This window comes from Actinobacillus seminis, assembly GCF_002263215.1.
Classification (GTDB): Bacteria; Pseudomonadota; Gammaproteobacteria; order Enterobacterales; family Pasteurellaceae; genus Actinobacillus_B; species Actinobacillus_B seminis.
The window spans coordinates 136,964-163,078 of sequence record NZ_NLFK01000003.1; the positions used below are offsets into that span (position 1 = coordinate 136,964).

Consider the following 26,115-nt stretch of genomic DNA (forward strand, 5'->3'; position numbering starts at 1 on the left):
ATCAATTCATAACTGATCACTTTCTTAGACTTTTTAAGTTAAATCGCTAAATTATGCACGAATATTGACTTGTTTTTCTGCCAAAGCTACACGAATTTTTTTAGCAAATTCAATCGCATGAATGCCGTCACCATGAATACAAATGCTATCTGCTTTAATTGCAACGTCCACCCCATCCACACTGGAAACCGTTCCCGATAAAATCATTTGCAATACCTGATGAATAGCTTCTTCATCATTTTCAACCAATGCATCATCTCGACTACGAGGAACAAGAGAACCATCTGCTAAATAATGGCGATCAGCAAAAACTTCCGAAATAATATTTAAACCTTCTGCTTGAGCAACATTCAACATGAGACTACCTGACAATCCCATTAATGCTAACGTCGGATCGAATTGCTTTATCGTATGCGCAATTAAATGTGCTAATGCGGGATCTTTTGCTGCTTGATTGTATAAAGCTCCATGAGGTTTGACATAACTTAAAGGAATATTTTCCGATTCACATAACGCTTTAATTGCCCCTAATTGATACAATAAACAAGCAACTAACTCTTCGTCGGTTAATTGCATATTTGTTCGCCCAAAATTTTCTCGATCGGGAAACCCCGGATGAGCACCAACACGAATACCATTCTCCTTAGCCCATTTAATCGCCTTACGCATTTCGTTATAATCGCCCGCATGTAAACCACAAGCTATATTGGTAGAACTGACTAAACGTAGCAGCATTTCATCATTCTCACAACCTTCTGCTAAATCAACATTTAAATCAACATGCTTCATAGATTTGCTCCTTAATGGTAGATAAATAGTTTTGCGTTTTTTGATACAATTCAATCGCTTGTTCACGGCTAACTTGTTCAAAATGAATACCACTGCCAAATAGCACTTGGGCTATTCGACCGAGATCCGCCTGAATAACACAAGCAATTTTAGGATAGCCACCGGTCGTTTGTGCATCTGACATGAGCACAATAGGCTGTCCTTCCGGTGGAACTTGTACCGTTCCAATTGGTGCTGCATAAGAGAGCATTTCTAAAGGCTGTTTCAATTCCAGTATTGTCTCACCGGAAAATCGGTATCCCATGCGACTGCTATTACGCTGTAATACCCATTTCTGTTGCCAAAATGCATTTTGACTTTCTTCTGTAAATGCGCCATATTCTGAAGAAGCTATTGCACGAATTTGATTAGTAAAAGAAATCGGTTTAATGCCGATATGACTTAAATATTTATCCCTAATAGCTACTCCGATGCTATCTCCTGCTTTCAGTAAACGCCCATGAAATCCACCAAAACCGGCTTTCAAATCTGTGCTGGCTGAATTTAATACCCGTGGAACAATAAATCCCCCGGCGACACAAAGATAAGCATAATTACCTCTTACCAGACGCTTTAAAGTTAATGTTTGACGTGCTCTTGCCGTATAACGCCAATAAGAAAAAATTGGTTCGTCGTCTAATTCAGCCTCACATAAAGCTCCGGTTAAACAAAAGGGAGTATCACAGTCAAAAGTTACCGTAATTCTCCCCAAAGCAATTTCAATAGCTGGTGTATTTTCATCATTTTCCAATAATAGATTTCCCGCACTTAATGCTAACGGATCCATTGCCCCGGATCGTCCTATACCAAACTCTCTTAATCCCAAACGTCCGAGATCTTGAACATGTGCGATACCTTGTAATTGTTTAATGTAAATCATAATCTGATACTCTCCGCAACAAAGCGCACCTGATCTCCAGCTTTAAGCAATACCGGTGAAGGTTGACTAATATCAAAAAGCGCTATATCGGTTTTTCCCAACAATTGCCAACCACCGGGAGATGTAAATGGATAAATTCCGGTTTGACTTCCACCGATTCCTACAGCACCGGCCGGCACTTTTGTTCTTGGAGTCTTCTTACGTGGCGTATGCAAATTCTCCGGTAAACCACCCAAGTAAGGAAAGCCGGGTTGAAAACCCATCATAAAGACCGTATAAATAGGCGCTGTGTGACGCCGAATAATCTCTTTTGCAGTAGTATGATGAAACTCGGCTACATCATACAAGTCTTCTCCCAGTTCACCTCCATAATGTACCGGAATATCCACTAGACGTCCGTGATACTCAATTTGCTCCGATTGTACATCCAGCCAAATTTTCTGAATTTCATAAATCAAGTCCGTTATATCTACATTCATATCATGAAATAACGTAACATTATTCATCCCTACCACAGATTCGATAACGTATACTAATGATTTCACTTTTTGTGCGAATAACCAAAGGTATTGTTGGTTAAGCAGTTCGGCGGGAGGTGGCAATAAACAAAGTAAAGACTGTTCGCTGGTAGAATGGATAGTGAGCATATATTTCTCCCTTGTTATAATTGTTAAGCATTTGTACTATTTGCGTAAATTTATGTCAATGAAAATATTATTTATCAAAAAATAAGGAGAGATAAAAAAGGCAATTTTTACAAATTGCCTTGATAAAACTCAAAAAACGGTAAAAAGTGCGGTGAATTATTCCGCAGTTTTATCTTTAATTACCGTTGTTGCCGCATTGTTAATCACGGATTTTACGCCATTTTGTGCTGCTGTGTTGGAGGAATAATATTCGCTACGTCCGATTTCTTGATGATTTTTCGCTTTCAAAATAAAATACGGTTGACCATCAGAAGTCGTTTTATATTCAAAATTTTGCTCATCACCGCCATTTTTTTTGCACGGAAGCAATACCGTTTTCAGCTGCCGCACGCGTTTTATAACGTTCGCTGGTCAAAATCGTTTGGCTGTTCGCCGCTTTTAAATTAAACATAAATTGACCGTCTTTTGCCAATTTGAGTTCATACCAACCTAATGCCATGTTTAGCTCCTTATGTTTTGTGGATGAATAACTTGTATTTCTAATACTGATGGGTATTTATCCCCTACGTATATTTGATTTGTTGCAATATTTTTAACTGATGCATACCCTTCATCTTCACCGCTGTTTGGATTGCAATCAAAATGTGGAAAATTACTTCCTGCTATATCTAAACGTAATCTATGCCCTTTTTTGAACACGTTGCAACTTTCAAATGGGCGTATTATGACTTCGACTATTTCGCCTTGCTGAAGAAACTCAGGTTTACTCCATGATTTTCTATAACGAGTTCTAATAATCCCATCCGTAATATTCATTGCATAACCTTGCGGATAGTCTTCATTTGGCGGATAAACATCAATCAATTTTGCAGTAAAGTCGGTATCAGGAACATCACTGGCAATAAACAATTTGATTTTAACTTCCCCGGCAAGGCAGATATCTTCTTCCAGAAGCTCCGTTTGATAAACTAAAATATCATGACGAGCTGCTAATGGCATATTATTTTGTTCAGATCCAAAAAAATCAGGTAATTCCCGTTGATCAAACGCCCCTCCGACAAAAACCGGTTTACCTGAGGTAATAGCTCCTCCAATAGTGGGTACCGGATTATTGGGATCTGATTGAAACTTATGCACTGCAGATTCAGAAAAATGTTGGCGTAAGTACATGTCTTTTTGTAAATACCATTTTTGTATGGTAGTACCTGGAAGCGGATATTCTGTACTGTGGATCCATTCTCCACCATGTTGCATTTTTCCTTGCTTATTTTTTCTGCCCGATCCACCGCCCATCATAAAAAAAGAAACTTGATGATGAGATATTGGTCGCTCAGAGGATTTAAGATGTTGTTCAAACCATTTTAAGATAGGCATTAGCAAACCCACCGGAATCAAGAACCATTGTTTTCAATCCGTTAGGATTGAGGCAAGCGGCAGCCAGTTGGGTATGTGCGGCGTAAGATAGCCCCATGCTCCCGATACGCCCATTACACCAAGGTTGTTGCATTATCCATTGATAGGTATCAAAACCATCTTGCCCTTCATTTACATATTTGATGAATTCCCCTTCTGATAAATAGCGACCACGACAATCTTGAAAAATAAGTGCAAATCCATGTTGAGTAAAAACTTCTGCCATCTCTTGTCGGCTGATTTTATGTCCGCTTAAATCAATTTCCGAACGGGAATGTGCCGATTTATTATAGGGGGTTCGTTCAATGACAACAGGAAAACTCGTTTGTCGAAGATAATTAGGTAAATAAATATCTGTTGCAAGATGCACTCCATCCCGCATTTTAATCATTACATTTTCAAATAGTTTAAAAGTATTCATAAAAAGGTTCTCTTACTTAATGATTAAAATAAGTTATCAATTTTCCCGGCATTTATTCATTAATAACCGATATAAACAGCAACGCTCAATAAAGCGATTGCCACTATTGCTAATATAATAATGAGCGGCCATACAAATTTAGCCCATTGAGTCCAACTTACTTGAGCGGTTGCTAAAAAAATTAATAAGCCGCTGGATGTTGGAGTAATTATGTTAGTTAAGCCGTTCCCCATTAAAAAAGCAAGCACGGTCGTTTGTGACGAAACGCCTGATAGTAAGCCTACCGACCCCATAATCGGCATGGCTACTGCCGCCTGACCTGATGTAGAGGGTATAGCAATATCAAGTAATAATTGAGAAAAGAAAATGCTGTATGCTGAAATATAGGAACCTTTTGAACCGATAAAATCAACAAGATAATGAATAACCGTATCTAAAATTTTACCTTTACTTAACACAATTTCTACTGCGGTTGCCAATCCGATAAGAATTGCTGCAATCATCACTTTTTTCATACCACTGACAAAAGCATCTGCTGCGTCAGTTGGTCTCATGCCGGCTATTGCAACAAAAACCATACTTAAAAATAAATAGTATGCAGACAATGCACTGGTTTTCCAATGCCATTGATTGGAGGCATATACCATAAATACGACACCAATAATTAATACTGTCAACATTGCTGCTTGTCTTTTAGATAGCGGTTTGCTGTCAAACAGGATTTTATTGGATAGTTGAAAATGATTTTGTAAACGTTCCTGTTTTGCTTTCCATAATACAAATACAATACCTAACGCTATCATTACAAAATAAGTGACTATACGCAAGCTAAGTCCGCTAAATACCGGCAAACCCAGTAATGGTTGTGCAACGGAAAGTGCATAAGGGTTAGTAATTGAGGCTAAATATCCTACTTTTACAGCAATGGTGACAATTGCTAAACCCAATAACGACCGGTCAGTGCAATCACCATGGGTATCACTAATAAATACTCTTTTGCAAGCCCCATAAAGGTACTACCGGCAGAAAAAATCACCATAATAACAGGAATCAACAAATAAATATTTCCTCGAGTAAGTACCAGTGTACGTTCTAATCCTGCTTCTATTGCACCTGTTTTATTAAGAATACCGAACATTCCACCAATAAACAGCACCATAAAAATCAAACCACTTTGCTTTGCAATTCCTTCCGGTACGGATTGTAGGGTATCCGCAATGCCAACAGGAGCAGCCTGTCCTTTTCCTTTTTCCGTAAGCGAAGCACTAATAAAATTTGCCACAGATATAGGTTTATCAATTACCTGATAGCTATTCGGTATGACAAGCTTATCTTTACGTTGGTATTCTCCTGACGGTAATACAAAGGTCAATACCATGGTGATTATAACGATTAACATCATTATAATAATCGGATTCATTCCGGTTCTTGTCGTTTTTGTTGTGTCGTGCATAAACACTCCTTATTTATTATTGTATTCTTTATTTAAACAGCCAACAGCTTTAATGTTTCTATCGCACTATTGATAGTAGTGTTTTTTTCATCACTGAATAACTCACCGTTGATTTAATCAAGATTTAATCAAAATACACTTTTAAGACAGTACTTCAAGCTAATCATTAAAAAAATGTGAATGGCATCACAATTTTTTAACAAGTATTCGCTACTTAAATCACATAATACTATTTACACCAACTAAAAATAATTTCTGATCTAAATGATATAAAAACTGATCTTCTGCTTGCTCATTCAATCAAACTTTCCTATTATGCTTGTTCATCATAATGCAAGGATCACATATGACAGAACAAACTTTTATTTTAGGTAAAGATGCAGCGCTTGAAGAAAGTATTGCAAAATTTCAAAAAAAATTGACCGCACTTGGTTTCAATATTGAAGAAGCCTCATGGCTTAATCCCGTTCCCAACGTTTGGTCGGTTCACATTCGCGACAAGGATTGCCCACAATGTTTTTCCAACGGTAAAGGTGCCAGCAAAAAAGCCGCGTTGGCATCCGCCTTAGGCGAATATTTCGAGCGGCTTTCGACCAACTATTTCTTCGCAGATTTCTATCTCGGTCAGGATATTGCCAACGGAGAATTTGTACATTACCCAAATGAAAAATGGTTTGAAATTGAAAAAGAAGGGATAATCCCCGCCGGTTTATTGAATGAAGAATTATTACAATATTACGATCCGAATGAAGAATTGACACCGGAATTATTGGTGGATCTGCAATCCGGCAATTACGATCGCGGTATTGTAGCAATGCCTTATATTCGTCAATCGGATCAATCTACGGTGTACTTCCCGCAAAGTATTATCGCAAATTTATATGTTTCCAACGGGATGTCTGCGGGGAATACCGAAAATGAAGCTCGCGTCCAAGGTTTATCCGAGGTTTTCGAACGTTACGTTAAAAATAAAATTATTGCCGAAGCCATCAGCTTACCGTTAATTCCGACAGAAGTGATGGCGCGTTATCCATCCATCCAAGCGTCCATCCAAAAATTAGAAGAAGAAGGCTTCCCGATTTTGGCTTATGATGCTTCCTTGGGGGGTAAATATCCGGTTATCTGCGTGGTGTTATTGAATCGTGATAACGGAACCTGTTTTGCTTCTTTCGGTGCCCATCCAAATTTCCAAGTGGCGTTAGAACGTACTGTCACCGAATTGTTACAAGGTCGCAGCTTAAAAGATTTAGACGTTTTCTCCCCGCCATCCTTCTACAACGACGAAGTGGCGGAACATGCCAATTTAGAAACCCATTTTATTGATTCCAGTGGCTTAATTTCTTGGGACTTATTCAAACAAGATGCCGACTTTACGTTTGTCGATTGGGATTTCTCAGGCACCACGCAACAAGAATATGACAACTTGATGGCGATTTTCCACCAAGAGAAAAAAGAAGTTTATATTATGGATTACAACCATTTAGACGTTTATGCCTGCCGCATTATTGTGCCGGGAATGTCCGATATTTATCCGCCAGATGATCTGTTGTATGCCAATAATAATATGGGCATGATTTGGCGTGAATTGTTGTTGGATTTACCGAATTTCCAACAATCCACAGCAATGTATCACGATATTCTCGCTCAATTGGATCTACAAGGTATTGATGATGCGACGCGTGTGCGTGAATTTATCGGTATCGTGGCACCACCGGCATCCGGCTGGTCAACATTGCGTATCGGTGAATTAAAATCCATGCTGTATCTTGCGGTCGGCAATCTCGAGGCGGCGCTGGATTGGGCGAATTGGACATTAAATATGAACAGTTCGGTGTTTAGTAAAGAGCGTGCTAACTATTATCGTTGCTTAATCAGCAGTATTGAATTGTTCTTAGACGACGAACGCGACAATGAGCAATACCGGATGGTATTTGAAAAAATGTATGGCGAAAGTGCGGTTCGTTTTGCTTGGAAAGCGATTCATGGCGGCAATCCATTCCATGATTTATTGGCAGATAATGAGCATTTGCAAAAATTTACTGCGCACCAAAAATTATTGGACGCGTATGAAAAATTACAAAATGCTAAACAAACAAATTGGAAATAAATTTTCATTCCATTAATCGATCGTAATATCGGGCTAAAATTGTTTTGCTACATTTTAGCCCTTTTTTGAAAAATTTTTCTTTTGATCGTGAATAAATATTAAATACTGTGATCTACTGCAAAGAAATATTAACGATTTATCAGTATGATATAACAAAGTTTTTTTAATGAAATAAGGAGTTTTTTATGCAAACTTGGACGCCGGAAATGTGGCAAGCCGCATTGGTCGGATTAATTATCGGTTTTTTACTGGGATATTTCATTTTGCGCCTCACTAAAAGTTCCGTGAAACAACAAGTGAAAACCGAGGCAGAATTAAAACAGGTAAAAGTAGAATTGGATAACCAAAAACAACAACTTGAAAAACATTTTTCCGAAAGTGCGGATTTATTAAAAACCCTAGCAAAAGATTACCAAAAACTCTATAGCCATTTGGCAACGTCTTCTAACGCATTATTGCCGGAATTAGCCACAAAAGAATTATTTTCTCCGCCGCTTATCAATGAAAAAATAGATGATTCAGCGGAAAATGAAAGCGCAATTAAGAAACATCCGCCACGTGATTATTCCGAAGGTTCATCCGGTATCTTAAAAGTGAAAAAATAACACCGTCCTTTTCTATGAAGTAAATAACAACATACTAAGGGTAGGTTCGTCTGCCCTTTCTCGTAGAAAAAATTCATCAAATTCCAGAACATTTCTCCATTTTTTTTGTCTTACGAAATACATTGTGAAACAATGTTTTTTTTATTCTTTTATTTAATGGAGAACATAAAGTGAAAAAAAGAAATTTTGTATTAACAAGTATTGCACTCGGATTAAGCGTATTAACCGCATCATTACCGGCACAAGCGAATTTGCCTACGACAGTGGAAGGACAACAATTGCCAAGTCTTGCACCTATGCTTGAAAAAGTACTGCCTTCTGTGGTTTCCATCTCAGTGGAGGGTAAACAAAAATCGCGTTACATCAATCAAGATATTCCGGAAGAATTTAAATTTTTCTTTGGACCGGATGTGTTTGGCGACAGAGCGCCGCGCAGTTTTAGAGGTATCGGTTCAGGGGTCATCATCAATGCAGAAAAAGGCTATGTCTTAACCAACAACCATGTCATTGACAACGCCGATAAAATCACCGTTACCTTAGAAGATGGTCGAAAATTCAAAGCGAAAGTCGTTGGAAAAGACGATATGTCCGATGTGGCGCTTGTTCAATTGGAAAATCCAAAAAATTTAACCGCAATTAAGATCGCCGATTCTGATAAATTACGCGTCGGCGATTTTACCGTTGCCATTGGTAACCCCTTCGGTTTAGGTCAAACCGTCACCTCCGGTATTGTTTCCGCCCTTGCCCGTTCTACCGGTTCCGACAGCGGTACTTATGAAAACTATATTCAAACTGATGCCGCCGTAAACCGCGGAAACTCAGGCGGTCCATTAATTAATTTACAAGGCGAATTGATCGGGATTAACACCGCCATTATCTCGCCAAGCGGTAGCAACGCAGGTATCGCTTTTGCGATTCCAAGTAACATGGCAAATAGCCTTGTGCAACAAATTATTGAATATGGCGAAGTGCGTCGCGGTTTGCTAGGCATCAAAGGTGGCGAATTAAATGCCAATCTTGCTAAAGCTTTCAATGTGGATGTTCAACAAGGAGCTTTCGTCAGCGAAGTATTGCCAAATTCAGCCGCTGAAAAAGCCGGTATTAAAGCCGGTGATATCATTACCGCTATCAACGGACAAAAACTCGCTACCTTTGCGGAATTACGTGCCAAAATTGCTACCAGTGGAGCCGGTAAAGAAATTGAGTTGACCTATTTACGCGACGGAAAATCCAATAACGTAAAAGTGATACTGCAATCTGATGAACAAACCCAAACATCAACTAGTAACATTCTCTCCAACTTGGACGGTGCGGATTTGGAAAATTACAACAAAAATGGCGTTCAAGGTGTATCGGTCACCAAAATTGCACCACGTTCTTTAGCTGAACAACGTGGATTGAAAGTCGGTGATATTATCATTGGAGTTAACCGCACGAAAATCGAGAACTTAGCACAATTGCGTAAAATTTTAGATCAAAAACCAACTGCGGTGGCATTAAATATTGTACGCGGAGAAAGTAATTTTTACCTGCTTGTACAATAATCAATAAGACACAAACAAAAAGTGCGGTTAAAATGACCGCACTTTTTTCATATCAATAATATATTAAACGCCGAATAACACTGCTCCACCGCGTTCTTGCAAGGTAGTTCCATAAATCAAAGTCACCGCAAAGAAAATCAAAATAGCGCCGACCGCTAATTTCACCACATCCTCAAGATTTAAACTTAAATTCGGCGATAAATACCATTGCCCTAATTTTATTGCACTGCTACGCGCATATTGCACCATCAAAGCAAATCCGGACAACATTAACCCGGTTCCCAGTGCCATCATCATAGTAGCAAGAATGCCCCACCAATATAAATTCAGCATATAGGCTAAAAATAGCACGAAAATCGCACCGGAACAAGGACGCATACCAATACTTAAAATCACTAAAAATTTAGATTTCAGATTGTTGGCTTGTTCAAGTTGAGAGGCATCCGGTAAATGTCGATGTCCACATCCACAATGTTCAGAATGCCGATGAAAAACAGGCGTTTTTTTGACCGCACTTGGTTTCATAAAATCCGAGGATTCTGCAAAATGAATACGATTAACTTGCAAAGCGGTTTTTGCCGGTCGCCACTGTTTACACAATGCCACACTGCTTTGATACACCCATTGCAAACCCAACAACAAAATTAAACCGAATGCAACTCGCTCCATCCATAACTGACTCAATTTGAAATAGGCAGAAGACAGTTGTAAAACCAATACGGCAATGGAGGTAGCAACAACTGCAACTACACCTTGCATCAAAGATGATAACAAACTTAACGCCATGCCGGCTTTCAGTTTAGACTGATGAGTTGCCAGATAACTTGCAATCACGAATTTACCATGACCCGGTCCCACCGCATGAAAAATACCATATAAAAAACAAATTCCGATAAGTAATGTACCGGCTTGCATCGGCTGCTGCTTAATTGCACGCAAACATCCCCCTATTAATTGATTAAACTCACGTTGCCAATCAATAATTTTGGTAAACAGATAAGGAAATAAAAAAGCAATTCCGAACAATAAAATAACCAGTAAAATAATATAGTTATATGGTCTTTTCAGCTGCATAAGCCCTCCCTTTATTTACAGTCAATATTCACTTTCTGAGCAAATATGATACCAAGAGAACTGTCCACATTACGTTGACTGCGATCTAAAGATGCTGCATATTCCTGAATTTTTTCATCGTAATTTGGTTCAATTACCGTTCCTTGGCAATTTTGCGGCAATGCAGAAAAATCCACCGTCTCTCCATTCGTTTGATCATACATCATTGAAACATAGTAGGTTTTATCATAAGTTAATAATTCAACTCGATTATCTTTCAGCGGTTGCGGTTTTGCTAATAGGAAGTCAAAATAGTAAAGCACTTGCATCCCATTTTCTTTCATCCCATAATTTTGCGGCTGACGTTTAAATTTGATTTTTTTGCCTTGTTTATCATAAGCATAGCTAAAATAATGTTCGTTAATGATATTTTCGATCACTTCATCCACTAATTTTTGACGCGCCACTTTGTCATTATTAGAGTTTTTCAAGTCATATAAAATAGAAGACGAACTCATTTCATCCAATAATAATTCCAACGTAAATCCTGTTAGTTGCTGATCTTTTACCAAGGGTTTACTTTTCATGGTAATAAACGCATGCGGATGTGCGACTGCTTGCGTCACATAAAAAAACCATATCAAAGAGATAAGCTTGAATAACTTCTTCACGATTAAAAACCTTATTTTATTAAAATAGCGGTTGTTCATTTTAACATAAATTTAAAATAAAAGAATTCACTCTTCGAATTACCACACCCGATTTTTGCACAATTATTCAGTTTAACCGCATAAAAAAACAGATATTTCATTTAACATAAATCCGCCTAAAGTTAACACCATTTTTTGATTTACATCAAGAGAATTACATATTCTTCTTTCTTTCCATTCTGCTTTTATGTAGCATAAACGATGTCAAGTGATAGCTTGATATTCATAAAGTTCCTAAATAAAATAATCATAAATATATAGCTAAACTACTTTCCTACCACCCATCTCGGGTGGTTTTTTTATCTATTAAACGATCTTCATATTGCCGGCGGCTCTGAAAATAAACATCAACCAGCTTTATTTTTACATTTAGATACAACGCAAGAACTACATTTATCGTAATCATATCATTAATACTTCGCATTCCGTATTATAGGTGATTTAATAATACGAGTGGACAAGACAAAGCGAATAGTGAGCAAAACTTGTTTAATACCTTTGATTATTATAAAAATGAGCTTGAAGCAAGGCAGAAAGAGTATAATCGTAAAGAAAATAAAAGATGTATTGCATTCTTGGATTGTAATGTTTATTAAATTATTTTTAGGTACGGCAGCATTAGCCGGAATAATTTATTTTTGGCATCTCATTACTTCAACATATTTTACTTGGAATGGCTGTCCGGTATTTAAGATGCATTTTTTATCTATTGAACAACCGGATAAACTAAGTACATTTTTTGTAACGGCCGTATTGTCAAGCACATTCACAAGTTATGCTAAAAAATTCATTTCACAATGTTTATACAAACATTGTGAGTAATTTAAAATTTCCAGCGTCTGTCAATTTAACAGATGCTGATAAACAAAAAAGACTATTTCTGATCTGCCCCTCCAAAAAAAAGTTGGACTAAACAGCCAACAGATTAAGGTGCAGATTTTTTATGACTAAATACAACCAATCTTTCAAACAACAAGTGCTCGAATTTTATTTTCAAAACGGGAAAAATGGCTCACTCACTCGTCAGCATTTTCAGCTGGAGAAAAGCACATTACGTCATTGGATTAACCAATATCATCACTATGGTTTCAATGGGTTAGCTGTTTTAGGTAAGAAGCAAACCTATTCGCCCGAATTTAAATTATCTGTGATACAAGCGGTTAAAAATGGGCAATTTTCTGCAAGAAACGCTTGCTTTCATTTTGGGATTGCCAATTCAAGTATTATCAGTCAATGGTTGCAAGCCTTCGATAAACACGGTATAAAAGGTTTATTACCCAAACCAAAAGGGCGTCCGTCAATGAAACCGAAATACCCGAAAATGCCACCCACCAAAAACTGAGGAAGAACGCTTGCGTTACCGTATTTTAGAGCTTGAAGCAGAGAATGCGATTCTAAAAAAGTTGCAAGAATTCAACCAAGCCAAAATGCGGAAAAAGCAAAAGTTGTAAAGGCACTGCGAGAGCAATTTCCGCTTGAAATCCTGTTGCCGCTTATCGACTTAAAACGCAGTACTTTCTTTTATCACCTTGCAGATAAAGTGGATAAAAATGTGGAAACTATGCAGAAAGTGGCTGAGATTTATCACGAAAACAAGGGTAACTATGGCTATCGTCGTATCACGCTGATATTGAGAAAAATCCGGACAATCAACCATAAAAAAGTCCAAGCGATAATGCAAAAATTGGGCTTGAAAGGGAAATGCAAACGTCGAAAATATAGTTCGTATCAAGGTAAGGTGGGCAAAATTGCAGATAATTTATTGAAAAGAGATTTTTCGGCTACCGCCCCGAACGAGAAATGGGCGACAGACATCACGGAATTCAAATGTGCGGAAGGTAAGCTCTATTTATCACCGATTAAGGATTTATTTAATGGGGAAATCATCGCCTATGACTTGGCAGAAAGCCCAAACTTTGATGAGTACATTCATTACTACAACAATGAGCGTATTCAAGTGAAATTAAAAGGACTAAGTCCTGTAGAATACGGAATTCAGTCCTTAAGTTAAAGCAGTCTAACTTTTTGGGGGCAGATCTTTCCAGCTATATCTTTTCTTAAAAGACGTAGATTAAAAAACACTAACCAATTTGTTGAGCAATCTCTGATATATCTGGAGAATAATAGGTATTGAGTAACATCCTTTTACATTTCTATGTCCGCTATCTTAGCCAATGTCATTACATCAACTTTTTTAGCTAAACGTGAACAGGCTTCACGACACGTATCATGAAAATGTGATCATGATCATCCAATTCTGCTAATACTTTCATTTTTCTGAAAATAGCCTCATGGCTTCCCGATTTTTATTCTCCGGCATCAATTTAAGATTCAAGCGATAAAGCCCGGCGAGTAGCCTCTGTTTTCGTTGTAAATGTTGCTGACTTTCTAACTCCATTCTTATGTATTTCAGCTCTTCATTTGTCTCCACGTTTTCTGAATGTAGCCATTTATTCCACCTTATGTTTGGCGTAAATTTGGCGTAATTAGATAATAAACCAAAATAAATAACAATGAAATATAACAAATAACTCCTAACAACTGAATAAATAAACAGTATACACAATAACTGCATAAAACATGTAACTTATTGAAAATAAAGAAATATAAGGAAATATAAAAGCCTAGTCGTTAAACTAGGCTTTTAAATTATGGTGCTCCGAGCGAGACTTGAACTCGCACGTCCTACGGACACTACCCCCTCAAGATAGCGTGTCTACCAATTCCACCATCGGAGCGCTAAGAAGCAATCTGTTTTTATTGAGGAATATCGCTATTTTTATTATCTGCTGGTGCAGCCTGTTGCTGCATTTGTTCTGCGACTTGCGATAAATCGTCAAATTGACCTTGTTGCACATTATTACGATGAGAATTAATGTTACCAATCACAAGGCTAATAATAAAGAAAATCGTTGCTAAAATTGCGGTTGTACGAGAAAGAAAGTTACCTGCACCGGCAGAACCAAACACAGTTCCTGACGCGCCACCACCAAAAGAAGCACCGGCATTTGCGCCTTTACCTTGCTGGATTAAAATAAAACCGATTAACACAATCGCAACCAGTAAATAAATAACTAATAGGGCTTGATACATTATCTTTCTTCTCTTTTCTATCTGCAAAATAAGCAATTAAATTAACGTGCGGATATTAGCTAATATCTCAAATCTAAGCAAGTAATTTTAACAAAAAAGCAATTAATTGTGCTAAATTCAATCAATTTTGACCGCACTTTTTGGCTTTTGCGGCTTACTCGGTTGCGCCGAAATCGCACTTAAACAACGCAGGGCATGAAAATTCATATAATTTAACAACTCCGGCAATTGTTGCATCAATGTTTGCATAAATTGTTGATAACTCAATTGCTTGCGGCTGATGCTATCCAATTGCGCCTCCCAATGGGCTGTCATATCCGGCAACGTCGCCACATCCGGCAACGTCTGAATTAATATACGCCCGGCTTCACTGCTGTGAATATTTTTGCCTTTTTTATACAAAAAACCACGTTTAAATAACAGCTCAATAATACCCGCACGCGTCGCCTCCGTTCCCAGCCCATCAGTTTCACGCAAGATTTTTTTCAATTCTTTATCTTGCACAAAACGCGCAATACCGGTCATTGCCGACAACAAGGTCGCATCAGTGAAAGGCTTTGGCGGTTGCGTTTTTTTACTGATCATTTCCCCTTTTTTGCAATACAATTGCTGACCTTTTTTCACCGGCGGCAGCAAGGGTTCCGACCGATCTTCATCATCTTCTTTCCCCATCAATTGTTTCCACCCCGCCACTAGCAAGTTACGGGCTTGTGCCACAAAGCTACCGCCGGCAATATTCAGGGTAATTTTACCTTTCCGATATTCGGCATCGGGACAAAATTGCAACAAATATTGGCGTGCAATTAATCCGTAAATATTTAATTCTGTTTGATTTAATCCAGTGGGTTTATTTTTTGCCGTTGGAATAATAGCATGGTGTGCCTCCACTTTTTTATCATTCCAACAGCGATTTTTTTGCTCGGAATTCACCACTTCCGGCAACCGGTGATAATCCTCAAGTTGCGCTGAAATCGCCTGTAGCACGACGTGTCGCTCAGCAAAATGTTCCTCCGGTAAATAACGACAATCGGAACGAGGATAGGTAATCAATTTATGAGTTTCATATAAACGTTGACAAGTATCCAACACCGCTTGCGCCGACATATTAAAACGCTTGGTGGCATCAATTTGCAACGCCGACAAGGAATAAGGCAAAGGCGAGAGTTCTTTTTCTCGCTTATCTATATATTCCGTCACTTCCGCCGGTTGATCGGTAATACGTTTTACCACATTTTCCGCCAACGCTTGCGAAATCACGCGCCCATCTTCATCTTGGTAATCTTCGCAAGCCTTGCTCGGTTGCCAAAGTGCGGTGAATTTTTGCGGCGTTTCTTCTATTGTTTGCACAAACGCCTGCACTTCAAAAAAATCTTTCGGCTGAAAATGTTCAATTTCCAAATCTCGCCGCACAATCAAGCCCAACACCGGCGTTTGCACACGCCCAACGGAAAGTACGCCTTTGTAGCCTACGCGCCGCCCACGAATAGTATAAGCGCGCGTCATGTTGATCCCATATAACCAATCGGCACGCGCACGCGCCAACGCCGAAGTCGATAACAGCATAAAATTTTGATTAGATTGTAATTTTTCTACCGCTTTGGCTACCGCCGCCGGATTTAGATCGCTAATTAAGCAACGTTGAATCGTTGCCCATTTTTCCGCCGGTAACCGGGCATAACTAAATACTTCATCCACCAACAACTGCCCTTCTCTATCCGGGTCGCCGGCATTAATCAACACATCCGCTTGATGAATTAATTTAACCACAGTATCCAACTGTTTTTTCACTTCTTTGCGCGGTAATAATTGCCATTTTTCCGGAATGATCGGCAAATCTTCCAAACGCCAAGATTTGAATTTTTTATCATAGGCATCCGGTTCGGCTTGCTCCAAAAGATGCCCGACACACCAGGTCACATAATCTTGTTCACCGCAACGAATAAAACCGTCGCCGCGCTGATGAGGTTTCGGCAGCACATCAGCAATCGCGCGAGCAAGGCTGGGTTTTTCGGCAATAAAGAGTCGCATGAGGCAATATTTTCCTTGGTGTTAAAAGAAAAATTAAAATTCTATCATATATTTCGTTATTCCCAATCGATTAATTTTTGGTTAAAATGCGTAGAATTTTTTAATATAACTGATATGGAAGAAAACTATGTTTGGAAAAGGTGGCTTAGGCAATTTAATGAAACAGGCGCAACAAATGCAAGATCGTATGCAAAAAATGCAGGAAGAAATTGCACAGTTGGAAGTAACCGGTGAGTCCGGAGCCGGCTTGGTGAAAGTGACCATCAACGGTGCACATAATTGTCGTCGCATTGAAATTGATCCTTCGCTGATGGAAGATGACAAAGAAATGTTGGAAGATTTAGTGGCAGCGGCGTTTAATGATGCGGTGCGTCGTGTGGAAGAAATGCAAAAAGAAAAAATGGCATCCGTTACTGCAGGAATGCAATTACCGCCGGGCATGAAATTTCCATTCTAAAATCAGGCAAATTTTGACCGCACTTTTAAAAGTGCGGTTTATTTTTATTAAATTTTTGACCACCAAAATAGATAAAAATCCTTATGCAAACCAGTCCTTTGTTAGAAAATCTGATTGAAAAGTTACGTTGTCTGCCCGGCGTTGGTCCAAAATCGGCACAGCGTATGGCATACTATTTATTGCAACGCAATCGCAGCGGCGGCATGGCGTTGGCGCAAGCCTTGACTGAAGCAATGTCAAAAATCGGTCATTGTCAACATTGTCGTACGTTCACCGAAGAAGATATTTGCAATATTTGTAATAATCCGCGCCGGCAAAATTCGGGGCTACTTTGCGTAGTTGAACAACCGACGGATATTCAAGCAATTGAACAAACGGGGCAATTTAATGGGCGTTATTTTGTGCTGATGGGGCATTTGTCGCCATTAGACGCTATCGGTCCGCGCGAAATCGGTTTAGATTTATTGCAACAACGATTACAAAACGAGAGTTTTTATGAAGTAATTTTGGCGACCAATCCAACAGTGGAAGGCGAAGCAACTGCCAATTACATTGCGGAATTATGTCATCAATACAATGTCAAAGTGAGCCGCATTGCGCACGGAATTCCGGTAGGCAGCGAGTTGGAAATGATTGATGGTACCACATTGATGCACTCCTTCTTGGGACGCCGCGAAATTGAACTATAAAAAATCTGATCTGCGCCCAAAAGTTGGACTAACTAACCAACCAACTTTATGGGGAACAGATCATCAGGGGATTTTTCTTATGCTATAAAACTTATTGTGCGGCGCGATTAATTAAAAATTGCGTTAACAAACTCACAGGGCGCCCCGTCGCGCCTTTGTTAGCACCTTGTAACCATGCGGTACCGGCGATATCCAAATGCGCCCACCGATAGTTTTTAGTAAAGTTGGCAAGGAATGCGCCAGCGGTAATCGCGCCGCCCCAACGCCCACCGATATTCGCAAGATCAGCGAAATTCGATTTCAATTGTTCTTGATATTCTTCACTTAACGGTAATTGCCAAGCCTTATCTCCGGCTTGTGTTGCGGCTTGCAATAATTCTTGCGCCAGCCCATCATCGGTGGAAACCAGCCCGCTGTTGTGTTGTCCCAATGCCACCACGCAAGCGCCGGTCAAGGTCGCAACATCAATCACTAATTCCGGCTCAAAGCGTTCCACATAAGTTAAGGCGTCACAAAGCACCAAACGTCCTTCAGCATCCGTATTTAACACTTCGACAGTTAAGCCTTTCATAGTAGTTAAAATATCACCCGGGCGATACGCCTGCCCATCCGGCAAGTTTTCGCAGCCCGCTAAAACACCAATAACATTTAAAGGCAATTGTAATTCAGCAACGGCACGCATGACGCCATAAACCGACGCCGCTCCGCACATATCATATTTCATTTCATCCATGCTGTCCGCCGGTTTTAATGAAATACCGCCGGCGTCAAAGGTTAGTCCTTTACCAACCAACACAATCGGTTTTGCTTGCGGATCAGGATGATGACGATATTCGATAATTGACATCTGCGCTTCGTTATAACTACCGCGAGAAACCGCCAAATAAGCATTCATACCCAATTCTGCCATTTCTTTTTCGCCGATAATTTGCGTTTGAATAAACGCAGATTGTTGTGCGAATTGTTGTGCAAAGGTTGCCAAATACGCCGGATTACACACATTCGGCGGGCAATTGGCGAGGTCTTTCGCCGATTTTACGCCTAAACTGACCGCTCTTGCTTGCTGCAAAGCGATTTCCGCGGCGGCTAATTGCTCATCTTCTACATGAAACACCACCTCACTTAATGAAGAAATCGTTGATTTTTCGCTTTTAAATTGATCGAACACATACAGATTCTCTTCAATCGCCTCTAGCGCAAAACGCACATTCCAATAATTTTTGCGGTTTTTAATAGCAATTTCTGTTAAAAAACAATGCATTTCTCGAATTGGACTATCATTAACGGCTTGCATCATTTTTTGTACCAATTGTTTATAACGACGCTCGCTCATTTCAGCCGCTTTTCCCGCCCCCAAGAGCAAAAGGCGCGTAGCGGCAAGATTTGGCAATTGATGCAAACATAAAACTTGACCGAACTTTCCACTTAAATCGCCGGAATGCATTAATTGGCTTAAATAGCCTTGGGTGAGTTGATCGATTTTTTTACCGCTTGCAGATAATCCTGTATCCTCAAAGATACTGACAGCCAAGCAATCGGTTGGCTGTGAAAGTGCGGTGTTTTTTACACGATATTTCATTTAGTCCTCACTAATTTGCTAAAAATAAGTTATCATACGCCATTCATTTAATGGTTTGATAACCCTACTTTGTTTAACAAAAATTGCAAGGGTTTTGTAGAATTTACAACAAAAATATAGGCGATAACGTGATTTTTACTCGATATTTAACGAAAGAAATATTAAAAAGCCAAATTGCTATTTTGTTTATTTTGCTGTTGATTTTTTTCTGTCAGCAGTTGATTCGTGTATTAGGTTCGGCGGCAAACGGGAATATTCCGGCGGATTTGGTTTTGTCATTGCTTGGGCTTGGAATGCCGGCAATGGCGCAACTAATGCTTCCCTTGTGTTTATTCGTCGCGCTTTTATTGACTCTCGGTCGGTTGTACGCAGAAAGCGAAATTACGGTGATGCGCGCCTGTGGCGTCGGTCCGAATCTTTTGGTACGCGTTGCTTTAATTCTCTCTGTATTTACCGGTGCACTCGCGGCATATAACGCGCTTTGGTTGTCACCTTGGGCAATCAATCAACAAAGCAAAATTGTGGAAAACGCAAAAGCCAATCCGAACATGAGCGCCCTCTCCTCAGGTCAATTTATCACCACCAATAATAATGGTGTAGTGTTATTTATTGATAATATTAAAAATAATCAAATTAATGACGTGTACGTTTTCCAAACCCAAGCCACACAAAACGCAAAACCGTCGGTCTTGGTGGCGGAATATGGAGAATTGAAATCCTTACCGAACGGAGATCAAATTTTAACTCTACAAAACAGCCAGCGTATTGAAGGTAGCGCGGTGTTGCCGGATTTTAGAATTGCCCACTTTGATGAATATCAAGCCTATCTAGGTCACAGAGAAGCTGATGCAAAAGCTAAAGAAGCAGAAATTCTTAGCATGAGTCAATTACTCAAAAGCGAATCCAAATCCCCGGCAGAAATGGCAGAGCTCCATTGGCGAATTACCTTAATTTTGGCGGTACCACTAATGGCATTAATTGCGGTTCCGCTTAGTCGCGTTAATCCGCGTCAAGGACGTTTTGCCAAAATCTTGCCGGCACTGCTGCTTTATTTAATCTATTTCTTATTACAAAGTTCATTAAAATCCGCCGGTACTGCAAATAAATTAGATGCCGGCCTGTTTATGCCAATTGTCAACATTATCTTCTTGGTATTAGGTATCGTTCTAAACAGTTGGAACAGTGCGTTTATGTATAAAATTCGTCATTTATTTAGCAAAAAAGTGGTAACAAAAGGATAAAAAGATAATGAACACATTAGATCGTTACATCGGAAAAACTATCCTCGGCGCCATTTTTGCCACCCTATTAATGTTGGTTGGACTTTCGGCTATCATCAAATTTGTCGAACAATTCCGCAGTGTCGGCCAAGGAACTTATGATGTGATTCAAGCCATTTTGTTCACCGTTTTAACCATTCCAAAAGATATAGAAACCTTCTTCCCCATGGCAGCATTGTTAGGTGCATTAATTTCTTTGGGGAATTTAGCCAGTCGTAGTGAATTAGTGGTCATGCAAGCTTCCGGATTTTCTCGCATGAAAATCGGCTTAGCAGTCATGAAAACCGCGCTACCTTTGGTGTTTATCACCATGATTATCGGCGAATGGGGCATCCCGCAAACGGAACAATTCGCGCGTAATATGCGGGATAAAGCCATGTATGGCAAAAATGTGCTTTCGGTGAAAAATGGGGTATGGGCAAAAGACGGAAACGAGTTCGTGTATATTCGTCGGATCACCAACGATATTCAGCTCAATGATATTTATATTTACCGCTTTGGCGATAACCGTCAGCTGCTCGAAGTCAGCCATGCCAATAAAGCGGTATATCAAAATAATCAGTGGCAATTGACGCAAATTAACCAATCTCAAATTGGCGAAAAAGAAATTAAAACCACAAATAAACTAAAAGGTGTGTGGAAAACCGGATTAACACCGGATAAACTCGGTATAGCTTCCATGCGCCCGACATCGTTGTCTATTTCCGGTTTATCAACCTATATCACTTTCCTCAAAGAAACAGGACAAGATCCGAAGAAATTTGAATTGACCTATTGGCGTAAATTATTTCAACCGATTTCCGTCGGCGTCATGATGCTCTTAGCGCTTTCCTTTATTTTTGGTCCACTGCGCAGCGTCACTGCCGGCGCTCGCATTATTAGCGGGATCTGTTTCGGTTTCTTATTTTACGTCATTAATGAAATCTTCGGACCGCTTAGTTTGGTTTACAGCATTCCGCCATTCTTCAGCGCGTTAATGCCAAGTGTCTCATTTCTTATTATTACATGGTGGCTATTAAGCCGAAAACTCAGTTAAAACAACATAAAAAAAGACCGCACTTTTGCATTATGAGTAAAGTGCGGTCTAAAAAAACACAATTTGTTGAAAATTAAAACAACTGATATAAAAATTCGCATTTTCTACTTGCAACCTTTCTACAGACCCGTATAATACGGCTCATTCCAAATGACATATATCAGTGTTGCCTGGGTGGCGAAATTGGTAGACGCAGCGGATTCAAAATCCGCCGCCTTTAAAAGCGTGTCGGTTCGAGTCCGACCCTAGGCACCAACGATATATCTCGTCAAATTTAAAGCCACTTTTTAAAAGTGGCTTTTTTATTGTTTATTTTCAATAAAATCAATAACTTATCTTCTTACCCCATTTTATTTCACTGTTTATATTTACATATAAAGCATGTATGATCGCCCAGTCTTTACAAAATAAAAATGATCTGAAAAGATCGGCAAATAAAAAAATTGCACCCAATTTGCACCCAAATTTGCACCCAAATTTTTTAGGTTAATCTATGGCTACAATCGTTAAAAAAAATAATAATTGGCGAGTACAAATTCGCAGATAACTTATCTTCTTACCCCATTTTATTTCACTGTTTATATTTACATATAAAGCATGTATGATCGCCCAGTCTTTACAAAATAAAAATGATCTGAAAAGATCGGCAAATAAAAAATTGCACCCAATTTGCACCCAAATTTGCACCCAAAGTTTTTTAGGTTAATCTATGGCTACAATCGTTAAAAAAAATAATAATTGGCGAGTACAAATTCGCAGAAAAGGAATAAACAAATCCGCCACATTCCGCACCAAATCCGAGGCGCAAGCATGGGCGAATAAAATTGAAAGTGAAATCATGATGGGGAAATATTCCGACATCCCCGATATTTATTTTGCCGACCTCATCGACAAATATATTAAAGAAGTGACCGTTCACAAAAGAAGTCAACGAGAAGAAAGATTAAGACTAATCCGACTTGCCAACATGGAAATTGGCAACATCAAAATCAAAGACCTCACCGAAAACGACTTCAAAAACTGGCGGGATGAACGACTTAAAAAAGTGAAACCCGCAAGCGTCTTGCGTGAATGGAATACACTATCCCATCTGCTCAATACTGCGGTGACCGAATGGAAATACCTTAAAGAAAACCCGCTTAAAAATATATCTAAACCAAAACAACCGCAAGAACGCTCGCGCCGCTACAGTGACCAAGAAATTGAACGCTTAACCTACGTTTCCGGCTTTGATTTCAACCAAGCCCCGATCACTGTTAAAAGTCGCGTCGGTGCCGCAATGCTCTTTGCCATTGAAACCGCTATGCGCACTGGTGAAATCTGTAAAGCCACATGGAACGATCTCAATTTAAAAACTCGTTTACTGTATATTCCACAAACCAAAAACGGACCCCCCAGAACCGTGCCGCTTTCCGCCATGGCGATAAAAATCATCAACAACTTAGCGCTAGTGCGCACAGAAAGCGACGATACCATCTTTCAATTAAAATCCAGTTCCCTTGATGCCAATTTTCGCCTGATCAAAGAAAGCGCCGGACTGGATGATGCGGATCTACATTTTCATGACACCCGACGAGAAACCCTAAGCCGACTTGCTAATATTAGTCTGACGTTATCATCATTAAGCGCTTTGCGAACTGCATTTAAAATGTCATCATTTGCAACGCCGCGATCAATGTTACTTAAAATCGTAACGGTTACATAAGCCGGTTGAGGGGATATAACGGAAACATCCGCTACATTGACATGAGCGGATAAGGCATGAAAAATATAGGCGCCTCGCGGACCGGCAACCGACAATCCCTCAAATGCAAGCTGTACCCTTGTTCTTAATGCGGTATCGGTTTCCAACACTTCCTCTATCGGCGGAATAACTTGATTATTTGCAACCTGTATCACTTTTCGTTCCACATTAAAATTAGCCGCAATCACATCTAAATCACTTCCTGTGGCGTAAGCTAACATGGTCGCTTGTGCGGCGTTATTTATACGTTGTCGTTCTAACAGTTGCATGTAGCAGTTTTCTTCTAACAGTTTTGTGATTGGTTCACTTTCAAGCGACAGTCGCGCTTGCCAAAAAGGTTGTTCACTTTCCGGATAAAGTGCAATAAATGCGGATTTTCTTTCCGCTAATAAATCTTCAAAATTTAATTCTTCCAAGACTTTCGGCGGAGTTAATTTTGATAAATCGACTAAAGCACTCATTTCACCCCCAACAATAAATTATCGTAATTAATCTCTTGATGCGTATCGGTTCTTATCATGATGATATTGGCGCAGATTTTTCCCTCAATAAATCGCGGTTTAAATTGGCGAATATAAATGCGCGGTTCCCAGCAGTTAAGGGCAACCACCGCACAAGCGGCGATTTGTAACATCAAGGCACCATTAATCGGGCGGTCAATCAGTTTCGGGATATTGGAACCGTAATCGCGGCGCTGAATACGCGTGCCGATTTGCGTGAGCAAAATATCGCTCACGGATTGTTTAATATGTTCTTCTTCGCTGATAATTGCTGTTCCGTTTTGTTTATTCATATTCCCCCTTAAGACGGTTTTGGACTGGAACCGTGGACATGGTTAATTTGCGAAATACCGCCCGCCACTTGATCTCCGCTTGAGGTAACCGACCCGCCTACGCGAACATTGCCGCCAATCTCTACATTTTGTGTACATTTCACCAAGGGCGTTTCTAAAACAACGCTGCTTGATGCCTGAATATGTGCCGTAGCAATGCCCATGACTTTCAGCATATGGGATTTTTGGTCATACAAAATCCGCGCCCCATCAGCAAATTCGATCACATGTTCATCCGGCGATTGACCGGGGTTATTAAAATCGGTGGTGAAAATCCCGCTTAAAATGGCGGCGGTTGTCAATTCGCCACTTGCCGCCAAAATCATGCATTGTTCGCCTACCGTCGGCGGCGACCATGAACGCGTGGTTCCGGCGCGCCATTCAAGCCACGGAAGCCAATCCGTGCGAATACCGCCCGACGTCACTTTTGCCCGTCGCTTGGCATAATCCACTTCGGCAATCGTGCCAAAACGGATAAGGCTTTCAAGGCGGCGTAAAATATCCACAATATCAGACATAAGGATTTTCCCCGTAGATAAATAAGGTTATTGTGAGGGGATTTTGCAAAAAATGAGACTAACGAGGAGTGTGAAAAGCGGAATAACAAAAAGAGCTTTAACGTCTTTATTTTGAACGTTCAATTAAAGGGTTAGCACTATCTTGTTCTCTTGGAAACGGTTCATGGAGAGGTGAAAAAGCAAGAATTAAGATATGGTTATCTGTCACTTTTTGATAATGAATAACCGGTCCGGAGGTTTCGCCATTTAGATTAAGTTTTAGTTCTCCCATTAAATTTAATATTGCTGTATCCGCATAAGGACCACAATGATAGTGCCAAATATTATTTTGTTGATACTTATCTGTACCGGGAATAATATCAAGGTTATCATCTTGCCAAGAGGGCTTATTCTTTCCTCTTAGGCGCTTTTTACTTGATACTTGTTGCATAAAATCAAATAATAATCGCAATTCATCATCTGTCATAAAGGGGATATCTTTGAAAAAGGGCGTATTTAAACTTCCTTTTTGGAATGACTTTGATAATTGAATCGTAATCTCCAAAATACTATCCTCGCATAGCGTTACGGAAATCCTCAAAAGAATGCTCCGCATTAAAACTATAGCCAACGCTGCTATCGCCCTGATATACCCGAGAAAATACGACATTATCCGATTGTTGCTTATATTGTTTTGATTTAACGAGGTGGCAAAGATAATGTATTTTATTCGCTAAATTATCTAATGCAGAAATAAATCGAGGGTGAGCATAATGATATTGACGCATCTCAACAATTAATTCGTCATATTCTTTTACTTTTTCTTCTAACACAAGAATATCATGCGTAGGAATAACATCAAAGGTCCAAGGAACAAATGAAATAGCGAGATCAGTTAATGCAGTGGTCACTTGCGCTAAATCAATCACATTTTGAACAGATTGAGTAAATAACAGCATATCTTGTTGGCTAGCTTTCATTTTCTGAACGCTAAAAATCTGCATATCGCTATTGTCGGAGGATTTCGCCTGCGCGCTCAACACAACCGGAACAGTTAAACATGCAGACATTGCAACGGTTTTTAATTGCTTAAAGAGAGGATTTAAACCATCAAAAATAGGATTTAATGATAAATTTGCCATGTATTTCACCCTGATAAAATCTCATCGAAGTATATAACGTTGTAAACAAATGTAAAACGTTTTTTGTAAAACGCAAT

At 39.5% G+C, this 26,115-nt stretch carries 25 protein-coding genes, 2 tRNA genes and 3 pseudogenes; 10 read left to right on the top strand and 20 right to left on the bottom strand.

Features of this window, described 5'->3' with window-relative positions:
* Positions 1-51: 51 nt before the first annotated feature.
* The 8 genes and pseudogenes from pxpA to CFY87_RS12430 form a co-directional block, all read right to left on the bottom strand.
* Complete coding sequence (pxpA, locus tag CFY87_RS04115) at positions 52-789, bottom strand: 5-oxoprolinase subunit PxpA (RefSeq protein ID WP_094946001.1); 738 nt, start codon at positions 787-789, stop codon at positions 52-54.
* Positions 776-1,708, bottom strand: a complete 933-nt coding sequence (locus CFY87_RS04120) for a 5-oxoprolinase subunit C family protein (protein ID WP_094946002.1) — start codon at positions 1,706-1,708, stop codon at positions 776-778. The genes pxpA and CFY87_RS04120 overlap by 14 nt, the downstream gene beginning before the upstream one ends.
* Positions 1,705-2,355: a 5-oxoprolinase subunit PxpB gene (gene pxpB / locus CFY87_RS04125; protein ID WP_094946003.1), complete on the bottom strand. Its 651-nt coding sequence runs from the start codon at positions 2,353-2,355 to the stop codon at positions 1,705-1,707. Before pxpB ends, CFY87_RS04120 begins: the two co-directional genes overlap by 4 nt.
* Before the next feature lie 156 nt (positions 2,356-2,511).
* Positions 2,512-2,854 (bottom strand): annotated as a pseudogene (locus CFY87_RS04130) (YegP family protein).
* 2 nt (positions 2,855-2,856) lie between these two features.
* Complete coding sequence (locus tag CFY87_RS04135; protein ID WP_201793235.1) at positions 2,857-3,729, bottom strand: CocE/NonD family hydrolase; 873 nt, start codon at positions 3,727-3,729, stop codon at positions 2,857-2,859.
* Positions 3,707-4,189, bottom strand: a complete 483-nt coding sequence (locus tag CFY87_RS11900; protein WP_201793236.1) for a CocE/NonD family hydrolase — start codon at positions 4,187-4,189, stop codon at positions 3,707-3,709. Before CFY87_RS11900 ends, CFY87_RS04135 begins: the two co-directional genes overlap by 23 nt.
* Positions 4,190-4,248: 59 nt before the next feature.
* Positions 4,249-5,136: a hypothetical protein gene (locus tag CFY87_RS04140; RefSeq protein WP_201793237.1), complete on the bottom strand. Its 888-nt coding sequence runs from the start codon at positions 5,134-5,136 to the stop codon at positions 4,249-4,251.
* Positions 5,127-5,642 (bottom strand): hypothetical protein, encoded by a 516-nt coding sequence (locus CFY87_RS12430; RefSeq protein ID WP_201793238.1) that lies wholly within the window; start codon positions 5,640-5,642, stop codon positions 5,127-5,129. The genes CFY87_RS04140 and CFY87_RS12430 overlap by 10 nt, the downstream gene beginning before the upstream one ends.
* A gap of 346 nt (positions 5,643-5,988) precedes the next feature.
* On the opposite strand from CFY87_RS12430, the gene ycaO reads away from it, so the two are divergent.
* From ycaO to CFY87_RS04155, 3 genes are all read left to right on the top strand, one after another.
* Positions 5,989-7,749: a 30S ribosomal protein S12 methylthiotransferase accessory factor YcaO gene (ycaO, locus tag CFY87_RS04145; protein ID WP_094946004.1), complete on the top strand. Its 1,761-nt coding sequence runs from the start codon at positions 5,989-5,991 to the stop codon at positions 7,747-7,749.
* 185 nt (positions 7,750-7,934) lie between these two features.
* Positions 7,935-8,354, top strand: a complete 420-nt coding sequence (locus tag CFY87_RS04150; protein ID WP_094946005.1) for a Z-ring associated ZapG family protein — start codon at positions 7,935-7,937, stop codon at positions 8,352-8,354.
* Positions 8,355-8,524: 170 nt separating this feature from the next.
* The gene (locus CFY87_RS04155) at positions 8,525-9,898 is read left to right on the top strand and encodes a Do family serine endopeptidase (protein ID WP_094946006.1); all 1,374 of its coding nucleotides are present in this window, start codon (positions 8,525-8,527) and stop codon (positions 9,896-9,898) included.
* A gap of 63 nt (positions 9,899-9,961) precedes the next feature.
* On the opposite strand, the gene zevB is transcribed toward CFY87_RS04155, so the two are convergent.
* Together zevB and zevA are read right to left on the bottom strand one after the other, a co-directional pair.
* A complete protein-coding gene (gene zevB / locus CFY87_RS04160; protein WP_094946007.1) occupies positions 9,962-10,972 on the bottom strand; it encodes a zinc transporter permease subunit ZevB in 1,011 nt (336 codons plus the stop codon).
* An 11-nt stretch (positions 10,973-10,983) separates the two neighbouring features.
* The gene (zevA, locus tag CFY87_RS04165) at positions 10,984-11,622 is read right to left on the bottom strand and encodes a zinc transporter binding subunit ZevA (RefSeq protein ID WP_272896437.1); all 639 of its coding nucleotides are present in this window, start codon (positions 11,620-11,622) and stop codon (positions 10,984-10,986) included.
* A 982-nt stretch (positions 11,623-12,604) separates the two neighbouring features.
* Here zevA and CFY87_RS04175 point away from each other — a divergent pair.
* A pseudogene (locus tag CFY87_RS04175) lies at positions 12,605-13,672 on the top strand (IS3 family transposase).
* Positions 13,673-13,930: 258 nt separating this feature from the next.
* Here CFY87_RS04175 and CFY87_RS04185 read toward each other — a convergent pair.
* The 4 genes from CFY87_RS04185 to CFY87_RS04200 form a co-directional block, all read right to left on the bottom strand.
* A complete protein-coding gene (locus CFY87_RS04185) occupies positions 13,931-14,188 on the bottom strand; it encodes a hypothetical protein (protein ID WP_094946010.1) in 258 nt (85 codons plus the stop codon).
* Positions 14,189-14,313: 125 nt separating this feature from the next.
* A tRNA-Leu gene (locus CFY87_RS04190) sits at positions 14,314-14,399 on the bottom strand.
* Between the two features lie 19 nt (positions 14,400-14,418).
* Positions 14,419-14,754, bottom strand: coding sequence for a preprotein translocase subunit SecG (gene secG, locus CFY87_RS04195; RefSeq protein ID WP_094946011.1), 336 nt, complete (start codon positions 14,752-14,754; stop codon positions 14,419-14,421).
* Between the two features lie 117 nt (positions 14,755-14,871).
* Positions 14,872-16,782, bottom strand: a complete 1,911-nt coding sequence (locus tag CFY87_RS04200) for a DNA topoisomerase III (protein ID WP_094946012.1) — start codon at positions 16,780-16,782, stop codon at positions 14,872-14,874.
* Between the two features lie 127 nt (positions 16,783-16,909).
* On the opposite strand from CFY87_RS04200, the gene CFY87_RS04205 reads away from it, so the two are divergent.
* Both CFY87_RS04205 and recR read left to right on the top strand, forming a co-directional pair.
* Positions 16,910-17,239 (top strand): YbaB/EbfC family nucleoid-associated protein, encoded by a 330-nt coding sequence (locus tag CFY87_RS04205; protein ID WP_094946013.1) that lies wholly within the window; start codon positions 16,910-16,912, stop codon positions 17,237-17,239.
* Positions 17,240-17,322: 83 nt separating this feature from the next.
* Complete coding sequence (gene recR / locus CFY87_RS04210) at positions 17,323-17,928, top strand: recombination mediator RecR (RefSeq protein WP_094946014.1); 606 nt, start codon at positions 17,323-17,325, stop codon at positions 17,926-17,928.
* 91 nt (positions 17,929-18,019) lie between these two features.
* On the opposite strand, the gene CFY87_RS04215 is transcribed toward recR, so the two are convergent.
* The gene (locus CFY87_RS04215; protein ID WP_094946015.1) at positions 18,020-19,507 is read right to left on the bottom strand and encodes a leucyl aminopeptidase; all 1,488 of its coding nucleotides are present in this window, start codon (positions 19,505-19,507) and stop codon (positions 18,020-18,022) included.
* A gap of 128 nt (positions 19,508-19,635) precedes the next feature.
* On the opposite strand from CFY87_RS04215, the gene lptF reads away from it, so the two are divergent.
* The 4 genes from lptF (at position 19,636) to CFY87_RS04235 (ending at position 23,528) form a co-directional block, all read left to right on the top strand.
* Complete coding sequence (gene lptF, locus CFY87_RS04220) at positions 19,636-20,748, top strand: LPS export ABC transporter permease LptF (RefSeq protein WP_094946016.1); 1,113 nt, start codon at positions 19,636-19,638, stop codon at positions 20,746-20,748.
* A gap of 7 nt (positions 20,749-20,755) precedes the next feature.
* On the top strand, positions 20,756-21,823 hold the full coding sequence (gene lptG, locus CFY87_RS04225; RefSeq protein ID WP_172539974.1) for an LPS export ABC transporter permease LptG: 1,068 nt from the start codon (positions 20,756-20,758) through the stop codon (positions 21,821-21,823).
* Positions 21,824-21,991: 168 nt separating this feature from the next.
* A tRNA-Leu gene (locus CFY87_RS04230) sits at positions 21,992-22,078 on the top strand.
* 454 nt (positions 22,079-22,532) lie between these two features.
* Positions 22,533-23,528, top strand: a complete 996-nt coding sequence (locus CFY87_RS04235) for a tyrosine-type recombinase/integrase (protein WP_236757350.1) — start codon at positions 22,533-22,535, stop codon at positions 23,526-23,528.
* Here CFY87_RS04235 and CFY87_RS04240 read toward each other — a convergent pair.
* The 5 genes and pseudogenes from CFY87_RS04240 to CFY87_RS04260 all read right to left on the bottom strand — a co-directional run.
* Positions 23,423-24,028 (bottom strand): annotated as a pseudogene (locus CFY87_RS04240) (baseplate J/gp47 family protein); the annotation flags it as partial. The gene CFY87_RS04235 and the pseudogene CFY87_RS04240 overlap by 106 nt on opposite strands.
* Positions 24,025-24,360: a GPW/gp25 family protein gene (locus CFY87_RS04245; protein ID WP_094946019.1), complete on the bottom strand. Its 336-nt coding sequence runs from the start codon at positions 24,358-24,360 to the stop codon at positions 24,025-24,027. The gene CFY87_RS04245 and the pseudogene CFY87_RS04240, both read right to left, overlap by 4 nt.
* A gap of 8 nt (positions 24,361-24,368) precedes the next feature.
* Positions 24,369-24,917 carry a phage baseplate assembly protein V gene (locus tag CFY87_RS04250; protein WP_094946020.1) on the bottom strand — a complete coding sequence of 183 codons (549 nt, stop codon included), beginning with the start codon at positions 24,915-24,917 and terminating at the stop codon, positions 24,369-24,371.
* Positions 24,918-25,023: 106 nt separating this feature from the next.
* A complete protein-coding gene (locus CFY87_RS04255) occupies positions 25,024-25,461 on the bottom strand; it encodes a hypothetical protein (RefSeq protein ID WP_236757351.1) in 438 nt (145 codons plus the stop codon).
* A 4-nt stretch (positions 25,462-25,465) separates the two neighbouring features.
* Positions 25,466-26,038, bottom strand: coding sequence for a hypothetical protein (locus tag CFY87_RS04260; protein WP_094946021.1), 573 nt, complete (start codon positions 26,036-26,038; stop codon positions 25,466-25,468).
* Between the last annotated feature and the right edge of the window lie 77 nt (positions 26,039-26,115).